21 protein-coding genes and 2 tRNA genes are annotated in these 18,120 nt (G+C 39.0%); 1 reads left to right on the top strand and 22 read right to left on the bottom strand.

What is annotated here, in order from left to right; translation table 11 throughout:
* Positions 1 to 5 precede the first annotated feature (5 nt).
* The 9 genes from ftsX to RBL01_RS03735 all read right to left on the bottom strand — a co-directional run bounded on the left by ftsX (position 6) and on the right by RBL01_RS03735 (position 9,161).
* The gene (ftsX, locus tag RBL01_RS03775) at positions 6 to 890 is read right to left on the bottom strand and encodes a permease-like cell division protein FtsX (protein WP_002294981.1); all 885 of its coding nucleotides are present in this window, start codon (positions 888 to 890) and stop codon (positions 6 to 8) included.
* Entirely contained in the window at positions 883 to 1,569 is a 687-nt protein-coding gene (gene ftsE / locus RBL01_RS03770) for a cell division ATP-binding protein FtsE (RefSeq protein WP_002292768.1), read from the bottom strand. The genes ftsX and ftsE overlap by 8 nt, the downstream gene beginning before the upstream one ends.
* A 104-nt stretch (positions 1,570 to 1,673) precedes the next feature.
* A protein-coding gene (prfB, locus tag RBL01_RS03765) for a peptide chain release factor 2 (protein WP_096948712.1) occupies positions 1,674 to 2,775 on the bottom strand; the annotation gives its coding sequence in 2 pieces (ribosomal slippage) (positions 1,674 to 2,702 and positions 2,704 to 2,775; 1,101 coding nt in all).
* Between the two features lie 125 nt (positions 2,776 to 2,900).
* Positions 2,901 to 5,435 (bottom strand): preprotein translocase subunit SecA, encoded by a 2,535-nt coding sequence (secA, locus tag RBL01_RS03760; protein WP_038809528.1) that lies wholly within the window; start codon positions 5,433 to 5,435, stop codon positions 2,901 to 2,903.
* A gap of 221 nt (positions 5,436 to 5,656) precedes the next feature.
* Positions 5,657 to 6,208 carry a ribosome hibernation-promoting factor, HPF/YfiA family gene (hpf, locus tag RBL01_RS03755; RefSeq protein ID WP_002294985.1) on the bottom strand — a complete coding sequence of 184 codons (552 nt, stop codon included), beginning with the start codon at positions 6,206 to 6,208 and terminating at the stop codon, positions 5,657 to 5,659.
* A 127-nt stretch (positions 6,209 to 6,335) separates the two neighbouring features.
* A complete protein-coding gene (locus RBL01_RS03750) occupies positions 6,336 to 7,055 on the bottom strand; it encodes a ComF family protein (protein WP_307780840.1) in 720 nt (239 codons plus the stop codon).
* Positions 7,052 to 8,365 carry a helicase-related protein gene (locus tag RBL01_RS03745; protein WP_010778163.1) on the bottom strand — a complete coding sequence of 438 codons (1,314 nt, stop codon included), beginning with the start codon at positions 8,363 to 8,365 and terminating at the stop codon, positions 7,052 to 7,054. The genes RBL01_RS03750 and RBL01_RS03745 overlap by 4 nt, the downstream gene beginning before the upstream one ends.
* A gap of 80 nt (positions 8,366 to 8,445) precedes the next feature.
* Complete coding sequence (locus RBL01_RS03740) at positions 8,446 to 8,766, bottom strand: PTS sugar transporter subunit IIB (protein WP_002292778.1); 321 nt, start codon at positions 8,764 to 8,766, stop codon at positions 8,446 to 8,448.
* A gap of 107 nt (positions 8,767 to 8,873) precedes the next feature.
* Positions 8,874 to 9,161, bottom strand: a complete 288-nt coding sequence (locus tag RBL01_RS03735) for a hypothetical protein (RefSeq protein WP_002294988.1) — start codon at positions 9,159 to 9,161, stop codon at positions 8,874 to 8,876.
* 126 nt (positions 9,162 to 9,287) lie between these two features.
* Between RBL01_RS03735 and RBL01_RS03730 the strand changes: the two genes are divergently transcribed.
* Positions 9,288 to 9,932 carry a YigZ family protein gene (locus RBL01_RS03730; protein WP_002323820.1) on the top strand — a complete coding sequence of 215 codons (645 nt, stop codon included), beginning with the start codon at positions 9,288 to 9,290 and terminating at the stop codon, positions 9,930 to 9,932.
* Between the two features lie 58 nt (positions 9,933 to 9,990).
* On the opposite strand, the gene RBL01_RS03725 is transcribed toward RBL01_RS03730, so the two are convergent.
* From RBL01_RS03725 to atpD, 13 genes are all read right to left on the bottom strand, one after another.
* A complete protein-coding gene (locus tag RBL01_RS03725; RefSeq protein ID WP_002292782.1) occupies positions 9,991 to 10,698 on the bottom strand; it encodes a GntR family transcriptional regulator in 708 nt (235 codons plus the stop codon).
* A 219-nt stretch (positions 10,699 to 10,917) separates the two neighbouring features.
* Positions 10,918 to 11,088, bottom strand: a complete 171-nt coding sequence (locus tag RBL01_RS03720; protein WP_002294990.1) for a hypothetical protein — start codon at positions 11,086 to 11,088, stop codon at positions 10,918 to 10,920.
* 124 nt (positions 11,089 to 11,212) lie between these two features.
* Positions 11,213 to 11,284, bottom strand: a tRNA-Gln gene (locus tag RBL01_RS03715).
* Positions 11,285 to 11,290: 6 nt separating this feature from the next.
* A tRNA-Tyr gene (locus tag RBL01_RS03710) sits at positions 11,291 to 11,371 on the bottom strand.
* An 87-nt stretch (positions 11,372 to 11,458) separates the two neighbouring features.
* On the bottom strand, positions 11,459 to 11,695 hold the full coding sequence (locus RBL01_RS03705; RefSeq protein ID WP_002316425.1) for a DUF2969 domain-containing protein: 237 nt from the start codon (positions 11,693 to 11,695) through the stop codon (positions 11,459 to 11,461).
* A 113-nt stretch (positions 11,696 to 11,808) separates the two neighbouring features.
* Positions 11,809 to 12,693, bottom strand: coding sequence for an ROK family protein (locus tag RBL01_RS03700; protein ID WP_038810173.1), 885 nt, complete (start codon positions 12,691 to 12,693; stop codon positions 11,809 to 11,811).
* An 84-nt stretch (positions 12,694 to 12,777) separates the two neighbouring features.
* Positions 12,778 to 13,245, bottom strand: coding sequence for a GNAT family N-acetyltransferase (locus RBL01_RS03695; protein WP_010778165.1), 468 nt, complete (start codon positions 13,243 to 13,245; stop codon positions 12,778 to 12,780).
* 63 nt (positions 13,246 to 13,308) lie between these two features.
* Complete coding sequence (gene yidD / locus RBL01_RS03690) at positions 13,309 to 13,605, bottom strand: membrane protein insertion efficiency factor YidD (protein ID WP_002331562.1); 297 nt, start codon at positions 13,603 to 13,605, stop codon at positions 13,309 to 13,311.
* Positions 13,606 to 13,739: 134 nt separating this feature from the next.
* Positions 13,740 to 13,916, bottom strand: coding sequence for a DNA-directed RNA polymerase subunit beta (locus RBL01_RS03685; protein ID WP_002292789.1), 177 nt, complete (start codon positions 13,914 to 13,916; stop codon positions 13,740 to 13,742).
* A 12-nt stretch (positions 13,917 to 13,928) separates the two neighbouring features.
* Entirely contained in the window at positions 13,929 to 15,230 is a 1,302-nt protein-coding gene (murA, locus tag RBL01_RS03680) for a UDP-N-acetylglucosamine 1-carboxyvinyltransferase (RefSeq protein WP_002289003.1), read from the bottom strand.
* 96 nt (positions 15,231 to 15,326) lie between these two features.
* Positions 15,327 to 15,557 carry a DUF1146 family protein gene (locus RBL01_RS03675; protein WP_002289004.1) on the bottom strand — a complete coding sequence of 77 codons (231 nt, stop codon included), beginning with the start codon at positions 15,555 to 15,557 and terminating at the stop codon, positions 15,327 to 15,329.
* A gap of 715 nt (positions 15,558 to 16,272) precedes the next feature.
* Positions 16,273 to 16,695, bottom strand: a complete 423-nt coding sequence (locus RBL01_RS03670; RefSeq protein WP_002289005.1) for a F0F1 ATP synthase subunit epsilon — start codon at positions 16,693 to 16,695, stop codon at positions 16,273 to 16,275.
* 13 nt (positions 16,696 to 16,708) lie between these two features.
* On the bottom strand, positions 16,709 to 18,115 hold the full coding sequence (gene atpD, locus RBL01_RS03665; RefSeq protein WP_002289006.1) for a F0F1 ATP synthase subunit beta: 1,407 nt from the start codon (positions 18,113 to 18,115) through the stop codon (positions 16,709 to 16,711).
* Between the last annotated feature and the right edge of the window lie 5 nt (positions 18,116 to 18,120).

The raw sequence follows: 18,120 nt of genomic DNA, 5'->3' as shown, positions 1-18,120 counted from the left end.
TGGTATTAGAATTTCAAGAAACGTCTCATAGAAATGATCGAGCCAAGTGAACCAATGATCACACCAATGCCGACCATTAAAAGATTGATTTTCCAAACGATATTTTGTGGATGAATCAATGAATAATGGGAACGTAATAATGATGGATTGATCAATTGGAAAAACCATGCATAACCAAATGTGATGATCAAAATCGGAAGAATCGCACCGATCAGACCGATCCAGCCACCTTCAAGGAAAAACGGCCAGCGAATATATCCATTTTTTGCACCGACTAAACGCATGATTTGAATTTCACGCTGTCTAGACAAAATCGTGATCCGAATCGTGTTCGAAATGAGAAACATCGCTACGAACAGCAGCAATGCCGCTGCAACTAATCCCCATGTCCGAACTGCACCAGCGATTTGGAAAATCCGATCTGAGGAAGCTCCACCGTAATCAGAACGAGAAACATTCTTCAAATCTGCTGCTTCTTCTGCTACTTGTTTTGTATAAGAAGGATCAGTAGCACTTACTACATACACATCATATAACGGGTTATTGTCACCTTCAAATAATTTCCAGGAATCACCCATTTCGTTTTGGATTTTTTTCAATTCCTGTTCTTTGCTTGAAAATTCAACTTTTTTAACATGATCTAAGTCATTCAATTCTTTTTCTAGCTTTTTCATCTCTTCGTCTTTTGTACCGATATCTACGAATACAGATACATCAACGTTTCCTTCTATATCCTGAGCTAATTTAGTTGCATTCATGATAACTGCCATGAATACACCGACTAAAGTCAACGTGATCGTTACCGCACTGACTGAAGCAACTGTCATCCAGCCGTTACGTTTCAAACTCTTGATACTTTCTAATAAATGGCGGAAAAAGGTTCTAATCATCGTATCCATATTCCCCTTCCGCTTGATCTCGAATAATGCGGCCGTTTTCGATAGCAATTACTCGGTGCCGAATCGTATTTACGATCGTACTGTTATGTGTAGCCATCACGACAGTAGTTCCTTGGGCATTGATCCGATCTAATAATTTCATGATTTCCCATGAGTTTTCTGGATCCAGATTTCCTGTCGGTTCATCCGCGATAAGTACTTTAGGCGTATTCACGATTGCCCGAGCAATAGAGACACGTTGCTGTTCCCCACCGGATAATTCGCTAGGAAAGACTCGAACTTTGTGTTTCAAACCAACAAGGTCCAGCACTTCCATTACTCGTTTTTTGATATCTCGAGGTTTTCTGCCGATAACTTGCATAGCGTACGCAACATTTTCATATACTGTTTTTCTTGGTAATAATTTATAGTCTTGGAACACCACGCCGATTTCTCTGCGTAGATAAGGAACTTCGCGGTTTTTGATTGCTATTAGATCATGACCTGCGACGTTCAAAGTTCCTTTTGAAGCTTTTTCTTCTCGATACATCAATTTGATGAATGTAGATTTACCGGCTCCAGACGGACCAACCACATAGACAAACTCTCCTTGTTCGATGACAATCGAGAGATTGCGGATAGCGGTCGTACCATTTGAGTACTTCTTCATTACATCCTTCATTTCAATCATGGCGTTCTCTCCATATCTTTTTCAGTCTTTAGCTATTATAGCATGGCAATGTTTCAACATGCTTGCAAAATCTTACAATTTTATTTCAATTTAACAATGAGTTCTTATTGTAGATGCATTTTTAAATAGCCGTCAATAAATAAATCAAGGTCACCGTCCATAACTGCTTGGACATTTCCTGTCTCTACGTTTGTCCGATGGTCTTTTACCATAGAATAGGGATGGAAAACATAAGAACGGATCTGTGAACCCCAGCCGATTTCTTTTTGTTCTCCTCGAAGTGCAGCTGCTTCTTGTTCTTTCTTTTCCACTTCTAATTGATAAAGCTTAGCTTTTAACATCCCCATCGCTTGCTCACGGTTTTTCAATTGTGAACGTTGTGCCTGACTAGCTACTACTGTTCCTGTAGGCAAGTGAGTGATCCGTACAGCAGATTCTGTTTTATTGATGTGCTGACCACCTGCACCACTTGCTCGGTACGTATCGATTTTCAAATCATCTGGATTGATTTCTATATCGATCGTTTCATCAAGCTCTGGCATCACATCTACCGAACAAAAAGAAGTATGACGTCGTTTCGCTGAGTCAAAAGGCGAAATCCGTACAAGGCGATGAACACCTTTTTCTGATTTTAGATAACCAAAAGCGTTGTGTCCTTTAATCAGCAGGGTCACACTCTTGATCCCTGCTTCATCACCTGCTTGATAATCTAGTGTTTCTACTTGATAGCCATGCTGCTCTGCCCAACGTGTATACATACGTAAAAGCATGCTGCCCCAGTCTTGGGACTCCGTTCCGCCAGCCCCTGGATGCAATTCGACGATCGCATTGTTTCGATCATAAGGTCCGTCTAACAGCATAGATAATTCATACGTCTTCATTTTTTCATCTAATGCATTGATACGTGTTTCTGCTTCTTCCTGCATTGCTGCATCAGGTTCTTCTTGCAGCATCTCCACCATCAATTCGATTTCTTCTAGTTCTTCGGCAAGAGAATGGAATTGGTCATAGGTTTCTTTATTAGCGTTATTTTCGCTGATCACTTTTTGTGCGGCTTCGCTGTCATCCCAAAAACCAGGTTCAGCCATTTTTGCTTCTGCTTCCGCGATGTCTTCTTCCAGCTGATCTAAGTCAAAGAGACCTCCTGAAACTTGTGACCTTTTCCTGCATTTCTGTCAGGAGATTTCGAATTTCGGATATTTCCATGTTTTTTCCTTCTTTCACTATACTTTTTTCATTATATCTAGTCTAACAGAATCAGCAAATAACAGAAAGAAGGTGAGACGAATTCTTAAAAAAAGAATTTGTCTCACCAATCCTGCTGTCAGAAATTAGTTTGCATTTTTTCCATGACAGTTCTTATATTTTTTCCCGCTTCCACAAGGACAAGGATCATTTCTTCCGACCTTGTTCACATGGATTGGCTGTTTTTTCGCGCTAGTATTACTATTTTCTTTGGCATCTCCGTCTTCTGAGTGAGAAGCTGTTCCTTGAGAAACCTGTTCACGCTGTACGTTTTGACGGATCTCAGCTTTCATAAAGATTCGAGTGACTTCATACTCGATGGCGCCTACCATATCTTCAAACATCTTATAGCCTTCTGTTTGATATTCGACTAATGGATTATTCTGTCCATAAGCACGTAAGCCGATTGACTGACGTAATTGATCCATTGCATCAATATGGTCTGTCCATTTAGAGTCCACAACACGCAAGATCACGACTTTTTCAAATTCCAACAATTGCTCTGGACCATTTAGTTGAGCCGCTTTGGTATTAAATACTTCTTGTGCTCGTTCGTTTAGATACTCTTTGATCTCCTGAGCTGTTTTTCCTTCGATATCTGCAAGAGTAATACTATCTTCATGGACAAGAGTACTGCCGGCAAAATCGATGATACTTTCCAAATTCCAATTTTCTTTCTCTAATTGTGTATGCGCATCTACTACACGACTGATTGTCCGTTTGACCATGTTCATTAGTGGCTTGGATAAGCTTTTTTCTTCCATGATTACTTCTTGTCGCTGTTTATAGATTACTTCACGTTGTTCACGCATCACATCATCGTATTGTAAGACGTTTTTACGTGTGTCATAGTTATTTCCTTCTACACGTTTTTGTGCAGATTCTACTTGTTTCGTTAGCATCTTGCTTTGGATAACAGCATCTTCCTCACCGATATTCATCCGATCTAAGAAAGCTTTGATTCGTTCTGAACCGAATCGTTTCATCAAATCATCTTCCAATGACAAGTAGAATTGTGACATACCAGGGTCTCCTTGACGTCCTGCACGTCCTCGAAGCTGGTTATCGATACGACGAGATTCATGTCGTTCTGTCCCGATAACTGCTAGACCACCAAGTTCTCTTACCCCAAGTCCTAACTTGATATCTGTTCCCCGACCAGCCATGTTGGTAGCAATCGTCACAGCACCTTTTTGACCAGCATTCATGATGATCTCTGCTTCTTTAAAGTGATTTTTCGCATTCAGCACTTCATGAGGAATACGTTCTTGATTCAGCATATCTGATAATAACTCAGATGTTTCAACCGCAACAGTTCCGACTAACACAGGCTGTCCTTTGCGGTAGCGATCTTTGATATCTTGTACGACAGCATGGAACTTGCTTTGTAATGTTGGGTAAAGCAAATCTGGACGATCATCACGGATAACCGGACGATTTGTCGGAATCTGGTATACTTGGATGTTATAAATTTCTCTGAATTCTTCTTCTTCTGTTTTAGCTGTACCAGTCATTCCCGCAAGTTTCTTGTACATACGGAAATAGTTCTGGAAAGTGATCGTCGCCATGGTTTTCGTTTCGTCTTCGATCTCTACGCCTTCTTTAGCTTCGATTGCTTGGTGAAGTCCATCTGAATAACGGCGTCCATCCATGATCCGACCAGTGAACTGGTCAACAATCAGTACTTTTCCGTCTTGGACAACATAATCGATATCTAAAAGCATGATATAGTTGGCTCTCAATGCTTGATCCAAGTGATGGGTCAATGCAGTATTTTCAATGTCGTATAAGTTATCCAAACCGAATGTTTCTTCTGCTTTTTCGATCCCTGCTTCGGTTAAACTGATTGTTTTTGATTGTACATCGATTTTATAATCTTCTTCTTCTTTCAAACGTTTCACGAAGTTGTCTGCTCTTGTATATAAAGCTGTGGATTTTTCTGCTTGCCCTGAAATGATCAGCGGCGTTCTCGCTTCATCAATCAAGATTGAATCAACTTCATCGACAATGGCATAATTCAGCGGACGTTGTACCATTTGATGGCGGTAAACGACCATATTGTCTCTCAAGTAGTCAAATCCTAATTCATTATTCGTACTATAAGTGATATCACAATTATAAGCCTCGCGTTTTTCATCCGAAGATTTTGAGTTGATATTCAACCCCACTGTTAATCCTAAGAAATTATAAAGTTCGCCCATTTCCGTTGAGTCACGGGTTGCTAAATATTCATTGACGGTAACTACGTGGACCCCTTCGCCAGTCAGAGCATTCAGATATACTGGCATCGTCGCAGTCAAGGTTTTACCTTCACCAGTACGCATTTCAGGGATATTTCCATCGTGAAGCACGATTCCACCCATCAATTGTACGTGGTATGGATATAACCCCAATACACGTTTTGCTGCTTCTCGGACGACTGCAAAAGCTTCCGGAAGTAATTGATCTAATGTTTCTCCTTTTTGGTATCTGCCCTTGAATTCAGCAGTTTTTGCCTGTAATTGTTCATCAGTTAATGCTGCCATTTGGTCAGCGTATGCTTCAACTTTTTTTGCAATGCTATCTAAACGTTTTAGTTCTTTCTTATCGTTTTCGATAAGTGAACGAATCAAATTGGCCATGCGTTGTGTAATCTCCTTTTCCTTCTGTGTATTATCCAGACTATGTAGACTTTACTTTTCATTTTATCATTAGTTATAGATAATTGAAATATCTTAAGCGTATTAAAGTAAGAACTTCATAATTTATTCATATTTCATCTAAAAGAGGAGGAAACTCAAAAAAACTTGCGGCAGCTGTCAGTAGCTGCTGCAAGTTTTCGTTGTTATTTAAGTAAGGCTGATCAGTCTGTTTCAATCAGTCCGTATTTTCCATCTTTACGGCGGTAAACGATACTTGTACCATTTGTTTCTGCATCTTCAAAAATAAAGAAGTTATGTCCCAGCATGTTCATTTGCAAGACTGCTTCTTCACTATCCATTGGTTTCAATGAAAGGCGTTTCGTACGTACGATATCTAATTCAGAATCATTTTCGTTTTCGTCCTCTTCATTGAATAAAGCAGCAGCATCTGCAGTATTCATGCCCGTTTCACGGGATTTACGATTAATTTTTGTTTTGAATTTGCGGATTTGGCGTTCCAATTTGTCAACAACCAAATCGATACTTGCGTATAAATCTGGAGAAGTTTCTTCGGCACGTAATACAAGATAAGGTAATGGGATCGTTACTTCCACTTTTGCTGTTTTTTCTGTATAAACTTTTAAGTTCACATGCGCCGTTGCATCGGGTGCGTCACTGAAATAGCGTTCTAGTTTGCCTACTTTTTTCTCAACGTAGTCGCGAATCGCTTCAGTTACTTCGATATTTTCGCCGCGTACATTATATCTAAACATAAAAATTACCCCTTTCGTCTACCACAATCAAGAAGGAGAAGGACCACTCTTTCCCTCTTCTTAATTCTATTATATCGAACTCTAGGTTATTTGCAAATTAAATCGCTATCAAATTTCCACATCTAATTCATCTCGCCAAAGAAATAGTTCGGATGATTTTCGGCTGTGCGACCTGCAAACAATCTGCTGCGTGGAAAAGAGTCTGTCCTGTTGTATAGACATCATCAATAATCAATATTTTTTTATTTTGTATCTTAGAAAAGGTGACTGCAAGTTCAAAAGGTTGAGGCATCTCCAATCTTTCCTTTCGCGTGTTTTTTGCTTGAGCCAGCAGATGCTTCTCTCTTTTGAGTAGCATCTGAAAAGGAATTCTTGCTGCTTTCAACATCTCGCTTACTTGATTGAATCCTCTTTCTGTTCGCCTTTTTTCAGATAAAGGTATTGGACAATAGATGTATGTCGGGTATTCTTTTTTTATCTGCGTCCATTTATATGCAAAGGTGCCTGCTAGTCGGATATCTCCCATAAACTTGTATTGATTGAGCCAGGCCTTCATATTTTCATCGTACACAAAAAAGGCACGGTGCTGAAAATCATAGGCCGGATATTTCTTCTTCCATTCTTGACAGTCACTGCAGTAAACGGGAATAGACTTTACTTTCTTTTCCGTACTCTCTAGATTGAAATGGATTGGTTTTTGACAGCCAGAACAGCCTCTTGTTTCCAATAAATGAAATTGTGCGCGACAAACTGAACAAGTCTGAGGTAATCTGTATTTCGAAACACCAATAATCTCGCTGAATGTTAAATTTTGGACGATATCTTTACTGCAGCAACTGCACCTCACAGCATCTTCTTCCCTTCTTCATTCATTTCTTTGATTTCCTGACAAGCTTTTCGAATAGCTGCAGTTTTTTCTTCATAGAAAAAATATACTTGACTGTTCGTATAAGGCCCTTTACGATCGGCTCTTCCTGCGATTTGTACCAAAGAAGATTTAGTAAAAACCGGATGATCCGCTCCTAAAACGATAACGGATATTCTTTCAAATGTGACTCCACGTTCAAGAATCATCGTGGTTAACAGTATGTCATATTTTGCTTCTCGCATTTTCTGGACTTTTTCCGCCCGCTGATTGTCTCTTGAAGAAACATCTGTGATCTCATATCTCGGAAGAGCCTCTTGAAGTGTGGCTTTCAAACGATGCATCATCGTGATACTTGGACAAAATAAAAGGATATGGTTTTCTTTAATTAATTGATGAATGATCCGCACCAAAGATTTTATCTTCTTCTTGTTCTTGCATTTTTGTCGCCAATTATTCATGAAAACCAAGACGGGTTCAGGAAGCAAACGTCGATGAAAGCGTAAAGCAAGTTTGTGGATGTCAAACGTTTGCTTGATTTCCTTTAGTAACTTTTTATCAGGTGTGGCGCTTAAGTAGATGAATCGTCCGTCTGGTTTAATCGCTGTTTGCACAGCATGAGCTAATCCTGCATCCTCGTTATAAGGAAACGCATCGATCTCATCGATCACTATTAAATCAAAGGACCGATAAAAACGGTATAGCTGATGAATCGTACAGATAACAAAAGAAGTAAAGGTATAAGCCGTTGCTGTATTCCCATGGAGCAACGTGATTTTTTCTTCTGGAAAAACATAACGATAGCGTAAAAACAATTCATTACAAACATCGACTCGCGGTGTACAAATCGCTACTCTTCCTCCAGCTTTTAAAGTTTCCACTAAAATAGGATAAAGCATCTCTGTTTTCCCTGCGCCTATTACAGCCCAAATAAGATGATGTCTTTTTTCTGAATGGCAAAGTATTCTCTTTGAGATTTCCGTTTGTTTTTCAGTAAGCTGTCCTGTCCAAAAAAAGACGACTTCTCGAGGTTTTGCTTCAGGCTGATCAAACAAATATAAATCTTGTTGAGTGTCGCATCGCCCTAAATATAGACAATGTGTACAAAAATAACCGTAATCTGCAAGCTGTCCATCAATGACGGACGTCCTCATTCCACAGCGATGACAAAGAATCCAGTTGCCCAAACGTTCCACTGCTGCGATCTTCTCATAATTTGGTAAATTTACCTCCTCACAGTCTATTGCTTTAATATCTCTCGTCAGAAGCCTTCTACCCCAAAAATGATTCATATTATTCGCCCTAAAAAAATATACGAAAAAACAAGCGATCTATTTTTTGGATCGCTTGTTCGATAGTTATACTGTTCTATTTATTCACCTATGAGCGTGATTGCTTGATCTAACACTTTTTCGCCATTCATCATACCATAATCAGCCATATTGATGACATCTAAAGGAATGCCTTTTGGTTCCAGACGTTTCTCAAAATCAGCTTTCATAAAGCGAACTTGTGGGCCTAATAACAACACATCCACGTCTTTATTTGCAAGATTGTTATCTGCGTCAGAAGCGGACACAGCGAAAATATCCGAGTCGATTCCTTTTGCTTCAGCAGCTTTTTGCATTTTTGTTACTAGTAAACTTGTGCTCATACCAGCCGAACATACAAGCATGATTGTTTTTTTAGCCATACTTTTCTCTCCTTTTTAAAACAAACTACGCAAACGTTTTCTTCGCGTCTGTTACTCTATTATATAAAAAGAAAGAATTTTGTCAACGTTTTCTAAACGCGGTTTATTTAATCAAATAGCCAACTAGATTTCACTAATTTATTGAACACGACATATTCTTTGTCCAAATTGATGACAACTACTTCATAGCCTGCATTTATCCAGCCATAGGCACCTTTTTCAGGGTGTTTATAATCATTTGCCCACCAATCTGTACTTTCCCTTGCTGTTTTGGGAAGTCCGTTACTGGGAAACAGCAGTTCGTCAAATTGGGTAAAGGTCAACGTTACTTGAGAGCCGCCATTGTTCTTCAAATAATGCGTAATTGCATCGTACTTTTTCATTCGTTCCTGCATCCCCAGATCCACCTGCCTTTGTCTTTATTATCGCATACTACAGCAATTGCGCAACCGTTACAGTGTTGAAACAACCTAGAACTTTATTTATACTGAATAAAGAAAATGAAAAAAAGAGGTGACAAGATGATCGAGCGCTATCGTACAATAAAAGAAAATGGACAAAGTGAGATTGAGATCAAAAAATCACGATTTATCTGTTCTCTTAGACGAATAGAATCAGAGGACGAAGCAAAAAGTTTCATTCAAGAAATAAAAAAAGAACATTGGAAAGCGAACCATAACTGCAGCGCCTTCATCATTGGAGAAAAAAATGAAATCCAGCGAAGCAGCGATGATGGAGAACCAAGTGGAACGGCGGGCGTACCGATGTTGGAAGTCCTCAAAAAAAATCAACTGATCAATGTAGCTGCAGTAGTCACTCGATATTTTGGAGGAACGAAACTCGGCACAGGCGGGTTAATACGAGCATACACTCATGCGGTCTCTCAAGCATTGTCTGACATTGGAATCGTAGAAGGTACCTTGCAACAGGAGATCTCTGTGATGATCACGTATCCGCAACTAGGAAAATTACAGAATTATCTTGAACTCCAACATTTTTTTATAAAAGAAATCCAATATACTGATCAAGTTAGCGTCATCTGTGCTGTAGATGAAAAAAGTGCTGACCACTTTAAAGAATCCATCATTGAGCTGCTGAACGGACAAGTCCAATTTGAAGAGGGTCCTGTTTCTTATCACGAGCAACTGGTAACTGATCATATATAAAAACAGGTGATTCTGATTCTCTTTTATTTCTAATAAGGAATCAGGGATCACCTGTTTTTTATTTTTCCAAATAAAACTCAAAACGATTTCCTACGTATTGCGTACGCACATACTCAAACGGCGTACCGTCTTCAAAATAAGAAATCTGGCGCAAACGAAGAACTGCATCTCCTCGTTTTACCTCTAAATAGTCAGCAATTTTCTCAGAAGCCAACACAGCAGTAATCGTTTGATTCGCTGGACCGATCTTTTTCCCGCCTTTTTCTTCTAGCGTGCGATACAACGATTCAGTAATCTCTGCTTTGCTGTAGCCATCGATCAGCTTTTGTGGCACACTGGCAACTTCAAAACAAATAGGGACATCATCTGCGAAACGAATACGTTCCATTCGCAAGATCGTGTCATCTTTACTCAAGTTTAGTTTTTCCATTTCACTTGAGCTTGGCGAAGTCAAGAAATAAGAGATTGTCCGACTAGACGGTACTCGATTTTGCGATTCCATAATTTCTGTAAAACTTGTTGCACCAGACATTTTTTCTTGTACTTTTTCTCGCGCAACATATGTACCCGAACCGATCTTTCTTTCTAAGATTCCTTCATCTGCCAAGTTTTGAATTGCTTGTCTCAACGTCATACGGCTGACATTGAATTTCACTGCTAATTCTCTTTCTGAAGGAAGACGGTCTCCGACTTTCCATATACCTTGTTCGATTTCATTTTTTAATTGGTCATGAATCTGTATATATACAGGTAATTGATTCGACATAACGTACACCCGTCCTTTCGTTTCTTCTATTATAACTGGTATATACCTGATTCACAACTGAAAAAGATAAAGGTTTCTATCCATCAACAGAGGATTTAGACACACATCGTTCTTCCTACTCCTATTGTCAGAAACAATTTTTTAGATATGTCCAACCTAGAAAATAACAAAAGACCCTAAAATCGATGAAAATGCCGACTTATGGATCTTTTGTTATTATTAGCGGTTTTTAGCCATCCATTTTTTTGTATGATTCGTTGGGCGTTTTGATTTTACCTGGACCGCTTTTCCGCCTTTTTTCGGAATATTCACTTCAATATTGTATTTTTCTGATTTGACCAAATCATATAACTTTTCAGCTGCTTCGTCTACTTTTTCTTTCCATTTCATGTGGATCCCTCCAATTCTTGTAGTTAACTTAACTCTATCTTAAATCAGCAGAATCTTCAAGGAACAAGGTAGTAAAGCAAAAAAAAGAGCTCTCGAACTAACGAGAGCTTACGATTGTGGTATACTGGGGTAGCTGGATTCGAACCAACGCATGAGGGAGTCAAAGTCCCTTGCCTTACCGCTTGGCTATACCCCAATGAAATGGAGGAGAGTGGATTCGAACCACTGAACCCTAAGGAACGGATTTACAGTCCGTCGCGTTTAGCCACTTCGCTACTCCTCCGAAAGGTTTGTATCAACCTGACTTAGTTATAATACCTAATTTTCCAGATTTTTGCAACCCTTTATTGAAAGTTTTTTTGATATTTTTTTATTCGTGCAGATTCCAGTGTCGAATCACTGTTTCTATCGCATTTTCAAGACTTTTTTCTTTTCCAAAATCTTCTTCACCAAAGAAAATTTCATATTCTTTTGGCCCATAGGCTAAGATCTCACCAATCATTTTTTTCCCTATAAATAACTGAGTGACTTCATAATTCTTACCTTTGATATCTTTTTTCACTTCTTCTATACGCACTTCAATATCTTTATTTTTTTTTGACATCATTTTCACCTCTCAGATATTTTATCATACTGCAGCAAATAAAACATTCCTTAGGTAAAAATCTCCTATTCATTTCATTCACTTCTTTTATGCAAGCTGCACCTTCTCTAAAGCTCTTAATTCTCCCCTTGACGTACAGCGAGATAGTTTGCTGCTGCACCTACAAGATTAGCATCGTTTCTGTATTCACATAATAAAATCTGCGGTTCGAAATCATGCAGATCGAATTGTTCTGTCAGCTTCTTCATTCGGCTTTTGATCTCATCAATGAGCCCTTCTTTTGCAGAAACCCCGCCGCCTAATACGATCACTTCTGGATCAAACGAAAATTGAATACTGAATAATCCCTTTGTAAGATACGTATAAAAACTCTCAACTTCTTCTTTTGCTATTGCATCTCCAGTTTCTGCTAATTCAAAGACATCTTTTCCGGTATAAGAATTTTTATCGAGACCTTTGCGTTCACAATAACGCCAAGCCATCTGTACCGCTGTACCAAGTTTACTGAATGTCTTATCGCCATTTAAGAACATCAACCCAAATTCTCCACCGTAAAGATGTGCCCCTTTATTGATTTGTCCTTTCGTGAACAACGACCCGCCAATCCCAGTTCCTGCCACAACAAAAGCAACATCTTGATAATCACGGGCAGCACCTTCATAAAATTCAGCCATTCCGGCACAGTTGGCGTCATTTTCAATCGTTACTGGGAGTTGAAACAGAGTTTCCAAATCTCGGAAAATATTAAATCCATGAATATAAGGGATCGCACTGATTCCCTCAATCACCTGTTTCTCATTATTCACTACTCCAGGAGAGCTGATTCCAATTCCTTCGACTTCAAAAGAAACGAGTATTTTTTTATAAACTTGAAATAATCGCGCTTTCATTTCTTCCCAAGATTCAGGCGTTGCAAATTGTCCCTTACCTTTAATCTCTTTGCCATCCCAACAACCATATTTGACAGCCGATCCACCAAAATCAAAAACTAATATTCCCATAAAAATATTCTCCTTTTTGTTTGCTAAAGCTATTGTAATGTATCTATTTAGCATTTGAAAGCATTTTCTTGAATTGAAATTTTATTAGTTAAAGCTATTTTTAGGTAAGTGAATTGCTAAAATCACTTGATCCCTTAATTGATCTCCATTTTCAAAAATGGGCTCAGAGTAATGATGGATAAAATAGTCTTTGACTCGACCAATCTCCACATAGCCCATTTTTTGATAGAGATGTAACGCCGCACTGCTAGTACTGCCGGTTCGTATGATGATCTGAGTTTGACTGGAAGCGAGTTGTGAAAGCTTCTGAAAAGCTGTCTCAAGTAATTTTCCGCCAATCCCCTTTCCTTGATACTTTGGGGCTACTGCTACATTGACGATTTCGTATTCTTTTTCCCTTGCCACATAGATCAGTACACCTATTGTTTTTTCTTTTTCTTTCCATATCCAGCCACTCCCTCTGGAAACATATACTTGAACTTTTTCTTTATCAGGATCTGCATCTAATAACAAGGACCATGGTAAATCTTTCTTGTTTAGTTCTTCGATCATTTTTTGTCCCCCATATAAGTAGTTGCGGAGTTGTTACTTTGACAATAAATTTCCTCTTTTTCTTTATCGCTCAGTGCTACCCGTATTTTTCACAACCTTTTTATAATCTGGTTCTTTTTTATCTTTCTTATTTCGCGTTAATTGGAATGTCAATGGTACATAATCGATACCGCCTTTGACAAAAGGATGACAGCGTAAGATCCGTGCAGTCCCCATTACCGTCCCTTTTAGCGCACCATGGGTTTGAATTGCTTTTATCATATAATTGGAACAGGTTGGGTAATAACGGCAGCTAGGTGGAAATGCAGGCGAAATAAAGCGCTGATATCCTCTAACTAAATAAATCAATATCTTCTTCATCAATTAGATTCCTTCTTTTCTTTTACTAAAAAAAGGGATCGCGACTAACGTCAACGTTCCCTTCTGTTTTCTTTTATCATGTTCTGCTTCATGGCTCACTTCATATCGACTAGAACCACTGTGATTCTTATTTATCAATGAAAAAAGTCTCGAATATGAATCCACAAACTTGGCTGAAATACTTTAAATGGATTGCCGCCACCGATGACACCATATCCGATCATCGTTCCGGCCACAAAAAGAAGGATAAGCAATAAGATCACCACTAAAATCTTTATCAAAGTTAATAAGATATATCGTTGGTTACTCATTCAGCCACTTCCTTAAGCAATCGTTTGTGCTGTTTTTTCAGCAGAAGTTTGATCCATGTCTACACGTTCAACGTCTGCACCTAATTGCTGTAGTTTGATATGGAAATTATAATATCCACGGTCTAGATAATTCAAGTTACGCACACGTGTGATTCCATTTGCTTTCAAGCCAGCTAAAACTAATGCTGCTGCTGCCCGCAAGTCTGTTGCATATACTTCTGCACCTTGCAATTCATGGTTTCCATCCATGATTGCTACATTTCCGTCGATTTTGACATGAGCGTTCATACGGCGCATCTCTTCTAAATGTTGGAAACGATTTTCAAACACTGTTTCAGTCACTACACTTGTACCTTCTGCAACTAATTGGATAGCTGTCATTTGAGCTTGCATATCTGTAGGGAAACCAGGATGAGGCATCGTTTTTACATCTGTAGGTAAGATATGTTTTGGTCCGATGACACGGACTCCGCCTTCTTCTTCAATGATTTCTGCACCCATTTCGATCAATTTAGAAATCAATGGGCGGTTATGTTCAGAGATAGCATCTGCAATCAGCACATTGCCTTGTGTCATTGCAGCAGCAACCATAAAGGTACCTGCTTCGATACGATCTTGTACGATTGAGTGGTTGACTGCATGTAAATGATCCACGCCTTCAATACGCATTGTTTCAGTACCAGCTCCATAGACTTGAGCGCCCATTTTATTCAAAATGTTTGCTAAATCAACGATTTCTGGTTCGCGAGCTACGTTTTCAATGATGGTTGTTCCTTTTGCTTTTACAGCAGCCATCATGATATTTTGAGTAGCACCTACACTAGGGAAATCTAAATAAATCGTGTTACCGATCAATTCATCCGCAATTGCTTCGATATAGCCGTTTTTTTGAATAATTTTTGCTCCTAAAGCTTGAAATCCTTTTAAATGCAAATCGATTGGTCGTTTACCAATCGCACATCCACCAGGCATAGCTACTTTTGCATGTCCATTTCTGGCAAGTAGCGGACCCATCACAACGATTGAAGCACGCATTTGACTAACATACTCATAAGGCGCTTCGATTTCTAATTGTCTTGAAGCGTCGATTGTTACTTGATTCTTTTGTTCATCAAAATCTACATCTACGTTTAAGTGACGAATCACTTGATTCATAGTGAAGACATCAGAAAGAATCGGAACGTTGTCTAATGTCGTAATACCTTCTTCTGCTAACAAACTAGCAGCTAAAATAGGCAAAACAGCATTTTTAGCTCCTTCAATTCTTACTGTTCCATTTAATTGATTGCCACCTCTTACGATGATCTCTTCCATGTTGTTCCCTCCAAAAAATTCCAATGAGCATACACTTACTCAAAATCTTTTCTATTATAACATCCTTGCTTTTAAAATAGTACCTTTTTTTAAAATTTACAGGCTAACGAAAAGGTTTCGGCATAAAGCGATAACTTCTAAGAAAAAATTACTTGCAGTGTACCCTAAAAAAATTGAAAAAAGTACGATTGCCATTCTAATTTGCGTATTATGCATTGGTCTGAAAAAAGTTTCAATGCGTAACGAACGTAAAGACCAGAAGGCTAAGTAGATAAACGCCAAATGACTCACGATTCGAAGCACCGCATCAATTCCGTATACTTGCATAATGACGTCCTTTCTAACGATTGTTTTATAATAACTAATAAAATGATAATACCATAAAATGTATAAAAGGAAAAACAAGTATACTTAAAAATATAGGAATCCCCTTACATTTTTTAGGAAATAAATGCTAAAAATATGCAAAAAAAGGGACTGAGACAAAAGTCTTGTCGCAGTCCCTTATTCCAAATAAACGGTGTTCAATCATCTGACCCTCGGTATTAGCTCAAAAAACGGCAAAATATGAGGAGCTATTTTTCCGTTCTTTTCTCTAATACTCAGTTCAGGACGCTGATTTCATAACCTCTTGGTAAACGGTATTCAAAAGCCAGTTTCTCGGTATTAAGCCAAATTTATGCAAAAATGTGGAAAGCCATTTTCACAAAATTTTTCTTAATACTCGAAACTAAGCGACTTTTTCACAACCTCTCAATAAACGGTATTCAAAAGCTTGCATCTGCGGTAATAAGTCCAACCAAACGAAAAATATAAGGAGCTATTTTTGTTTAGCTGTTCTTATTACTTGATGCAGGGCAGCTTTTTCACAACCTCTGATATACGGTGTTCCAGAAGTAGCTTCTTCGAAAAATAAGCTGAGATTTCACAAAAATTTGAGAAGCAATTTTTCGTAAATTCCTTCTTATGTCTTGAAGCTGACCACTTCTGTCATAACCTCTTTTTACTGTTCTTAAACACGGATAAACATCCGCATCTCATTTTATGAGTGCTTAGATACTTTGATACGATTGATTGCTCGGTGCAACGCAACAGTTGCCCGTTTCAATTCGTTCGTATCTTGTTTTGCTTTTGCTTCTTCGATTTGGCGTTCTGCACGTTGTTTTGCACGTTCCGCACGAGATACATCGATATCACGTTCACGTTCCGCACTATCAGCAACGATTGAAACAACATTATCACGAACTTCCATGATTCCGCCATTAACAGCGATCCAATCGACATGGGTATCTGAATCTGTTCGTTTTACACGAACTTCATCAATCGTCAATGGAACGATGATTGGTGCATGTTTAGGCAAAATCCCAAGCTCACCAGCTGTCGTACGTGCAACGACGATAGCTGCGTGGTGATCATAGACCAAACCGGCAGGAGTTACCACATTTACTGTTAAATATTGATCCATGGGGCACCCCTTTCTAGTAGCCTAGTGTTTTCGCTTTTTCTACGACGTCTTCGATTCGGCCAACACTTCGGAAAGCTTCTTCAGGAAGATCATCGTATTTGCCTTCCAAGATTTCGCGGAATCCTTTCACTGTTTCTTCTACAGGGACATATGAACCTGGAAGACCAGTAAATTGTTCAGCCACGTTAAAGTTTTGTGACAAGAAGAATTGGACTCTGCGGGCACGAGAAACTAACACTTTTTCTTGATCGGATAATTCATCCATACCTAAGATAGCAATGATATCTTGTAATTCACGATATCGTTGCAATACGTGTTGGACTTCTGTTGCTACTTTATAATGTTCTTCTCCCACGATTTCAGGTGCTAAAGCACTTGAAGAAGAAGCCAATGGATCTACCGCTGGATAAATCCCTTGTTCTGTTAATTTACGTTCCAAGTTGGTTGTCGCATCCAAATGAGCGAATGCTGTTGCCGGCGCCGGGTCAGTGTAGTCATCGGCTGGCACATAGATTGCTTGGATCGATGTGATCGAACCTTTTTTCGTAGATGTGATACGTTCTTGCAATTGACCCATTTCTGTTGCCAATGTTGGTTGATAACCAACCGCAGAAGGCATCCGTCCTAACAAGGCTGATACTTCAGATCCAGCTTGAGTGAAACGGAAAATGTTGTCGATAAACAACAGTACATCTTGACCTTCTACATCACGGAAATATTCCGCAATCGTCAAACCAGTCAAAGCAACACGCATACGTGCACCTGGTGGTTCGTTCATTTGTCCGAACACCATGGCTGTTTTTTCGATAACTCCTGAATCTTTCATTTCATAATACAAGTCATTACCTTCACGAGTACGTTCACCTACACCGGTAAATACAGAAATACCACCATGTTCTTGGGCGATATTATGGATCAGTTCTTGGATCAGTACGGTTTTACCAACACCGGCACCACCGAATAGTCCGACTTTCCCACCTTTTAAATATGGGGCAAGCAAATCGATAACTTTGATCCCTGTTTCCAAAATTTCTGTACTTGTACTTAATTCGTCAAAGGCTGGTGCTTTTTTATGAATTTCGCTTCTTTCCGCATCTTCTGGGAAAGGTGTTTCTAAGTCGATCGTATCTCCTAGTACGTTGAATACGCGACCTAATGTTTCTTTACCTACAGGAACAGAGATTGCTTTGCCTGTATCAATGACTTCCATTCCTCTTTGTAAACCATCTGTTGATTCCATCGCAATGGTCCGGATCACTCCGTCCCCTAATTCTAACGCTGCTTCAAGAACAACTTTTGATTTATTTTCGTCATTTTTATAAACAACTAATGCGTTGTTGATATCTGGTAAGGATTGGTCTAAAGAAAATTCCACGTCGACAACGGGACCGATTACTTGAACAATCTTGCCTGAACTCATCTTTT

Origin of the sequence: Enterococcus sp. SB12 (genome assembly GCF_030910025.2) — a bacterium.
Taxonomy (GTDB): domain Bacteria; phylum Bacillota; class Bacilli; order Lactobacillales; family Enterococcaceae; genus Enterococcus_B; species Enterococcus_B faecium.
The sequence above is the reverse complement of the archived record's forward strand: the minus strand, read 5'-3'. Positions and strand labels throughout refer to the sequence as shown.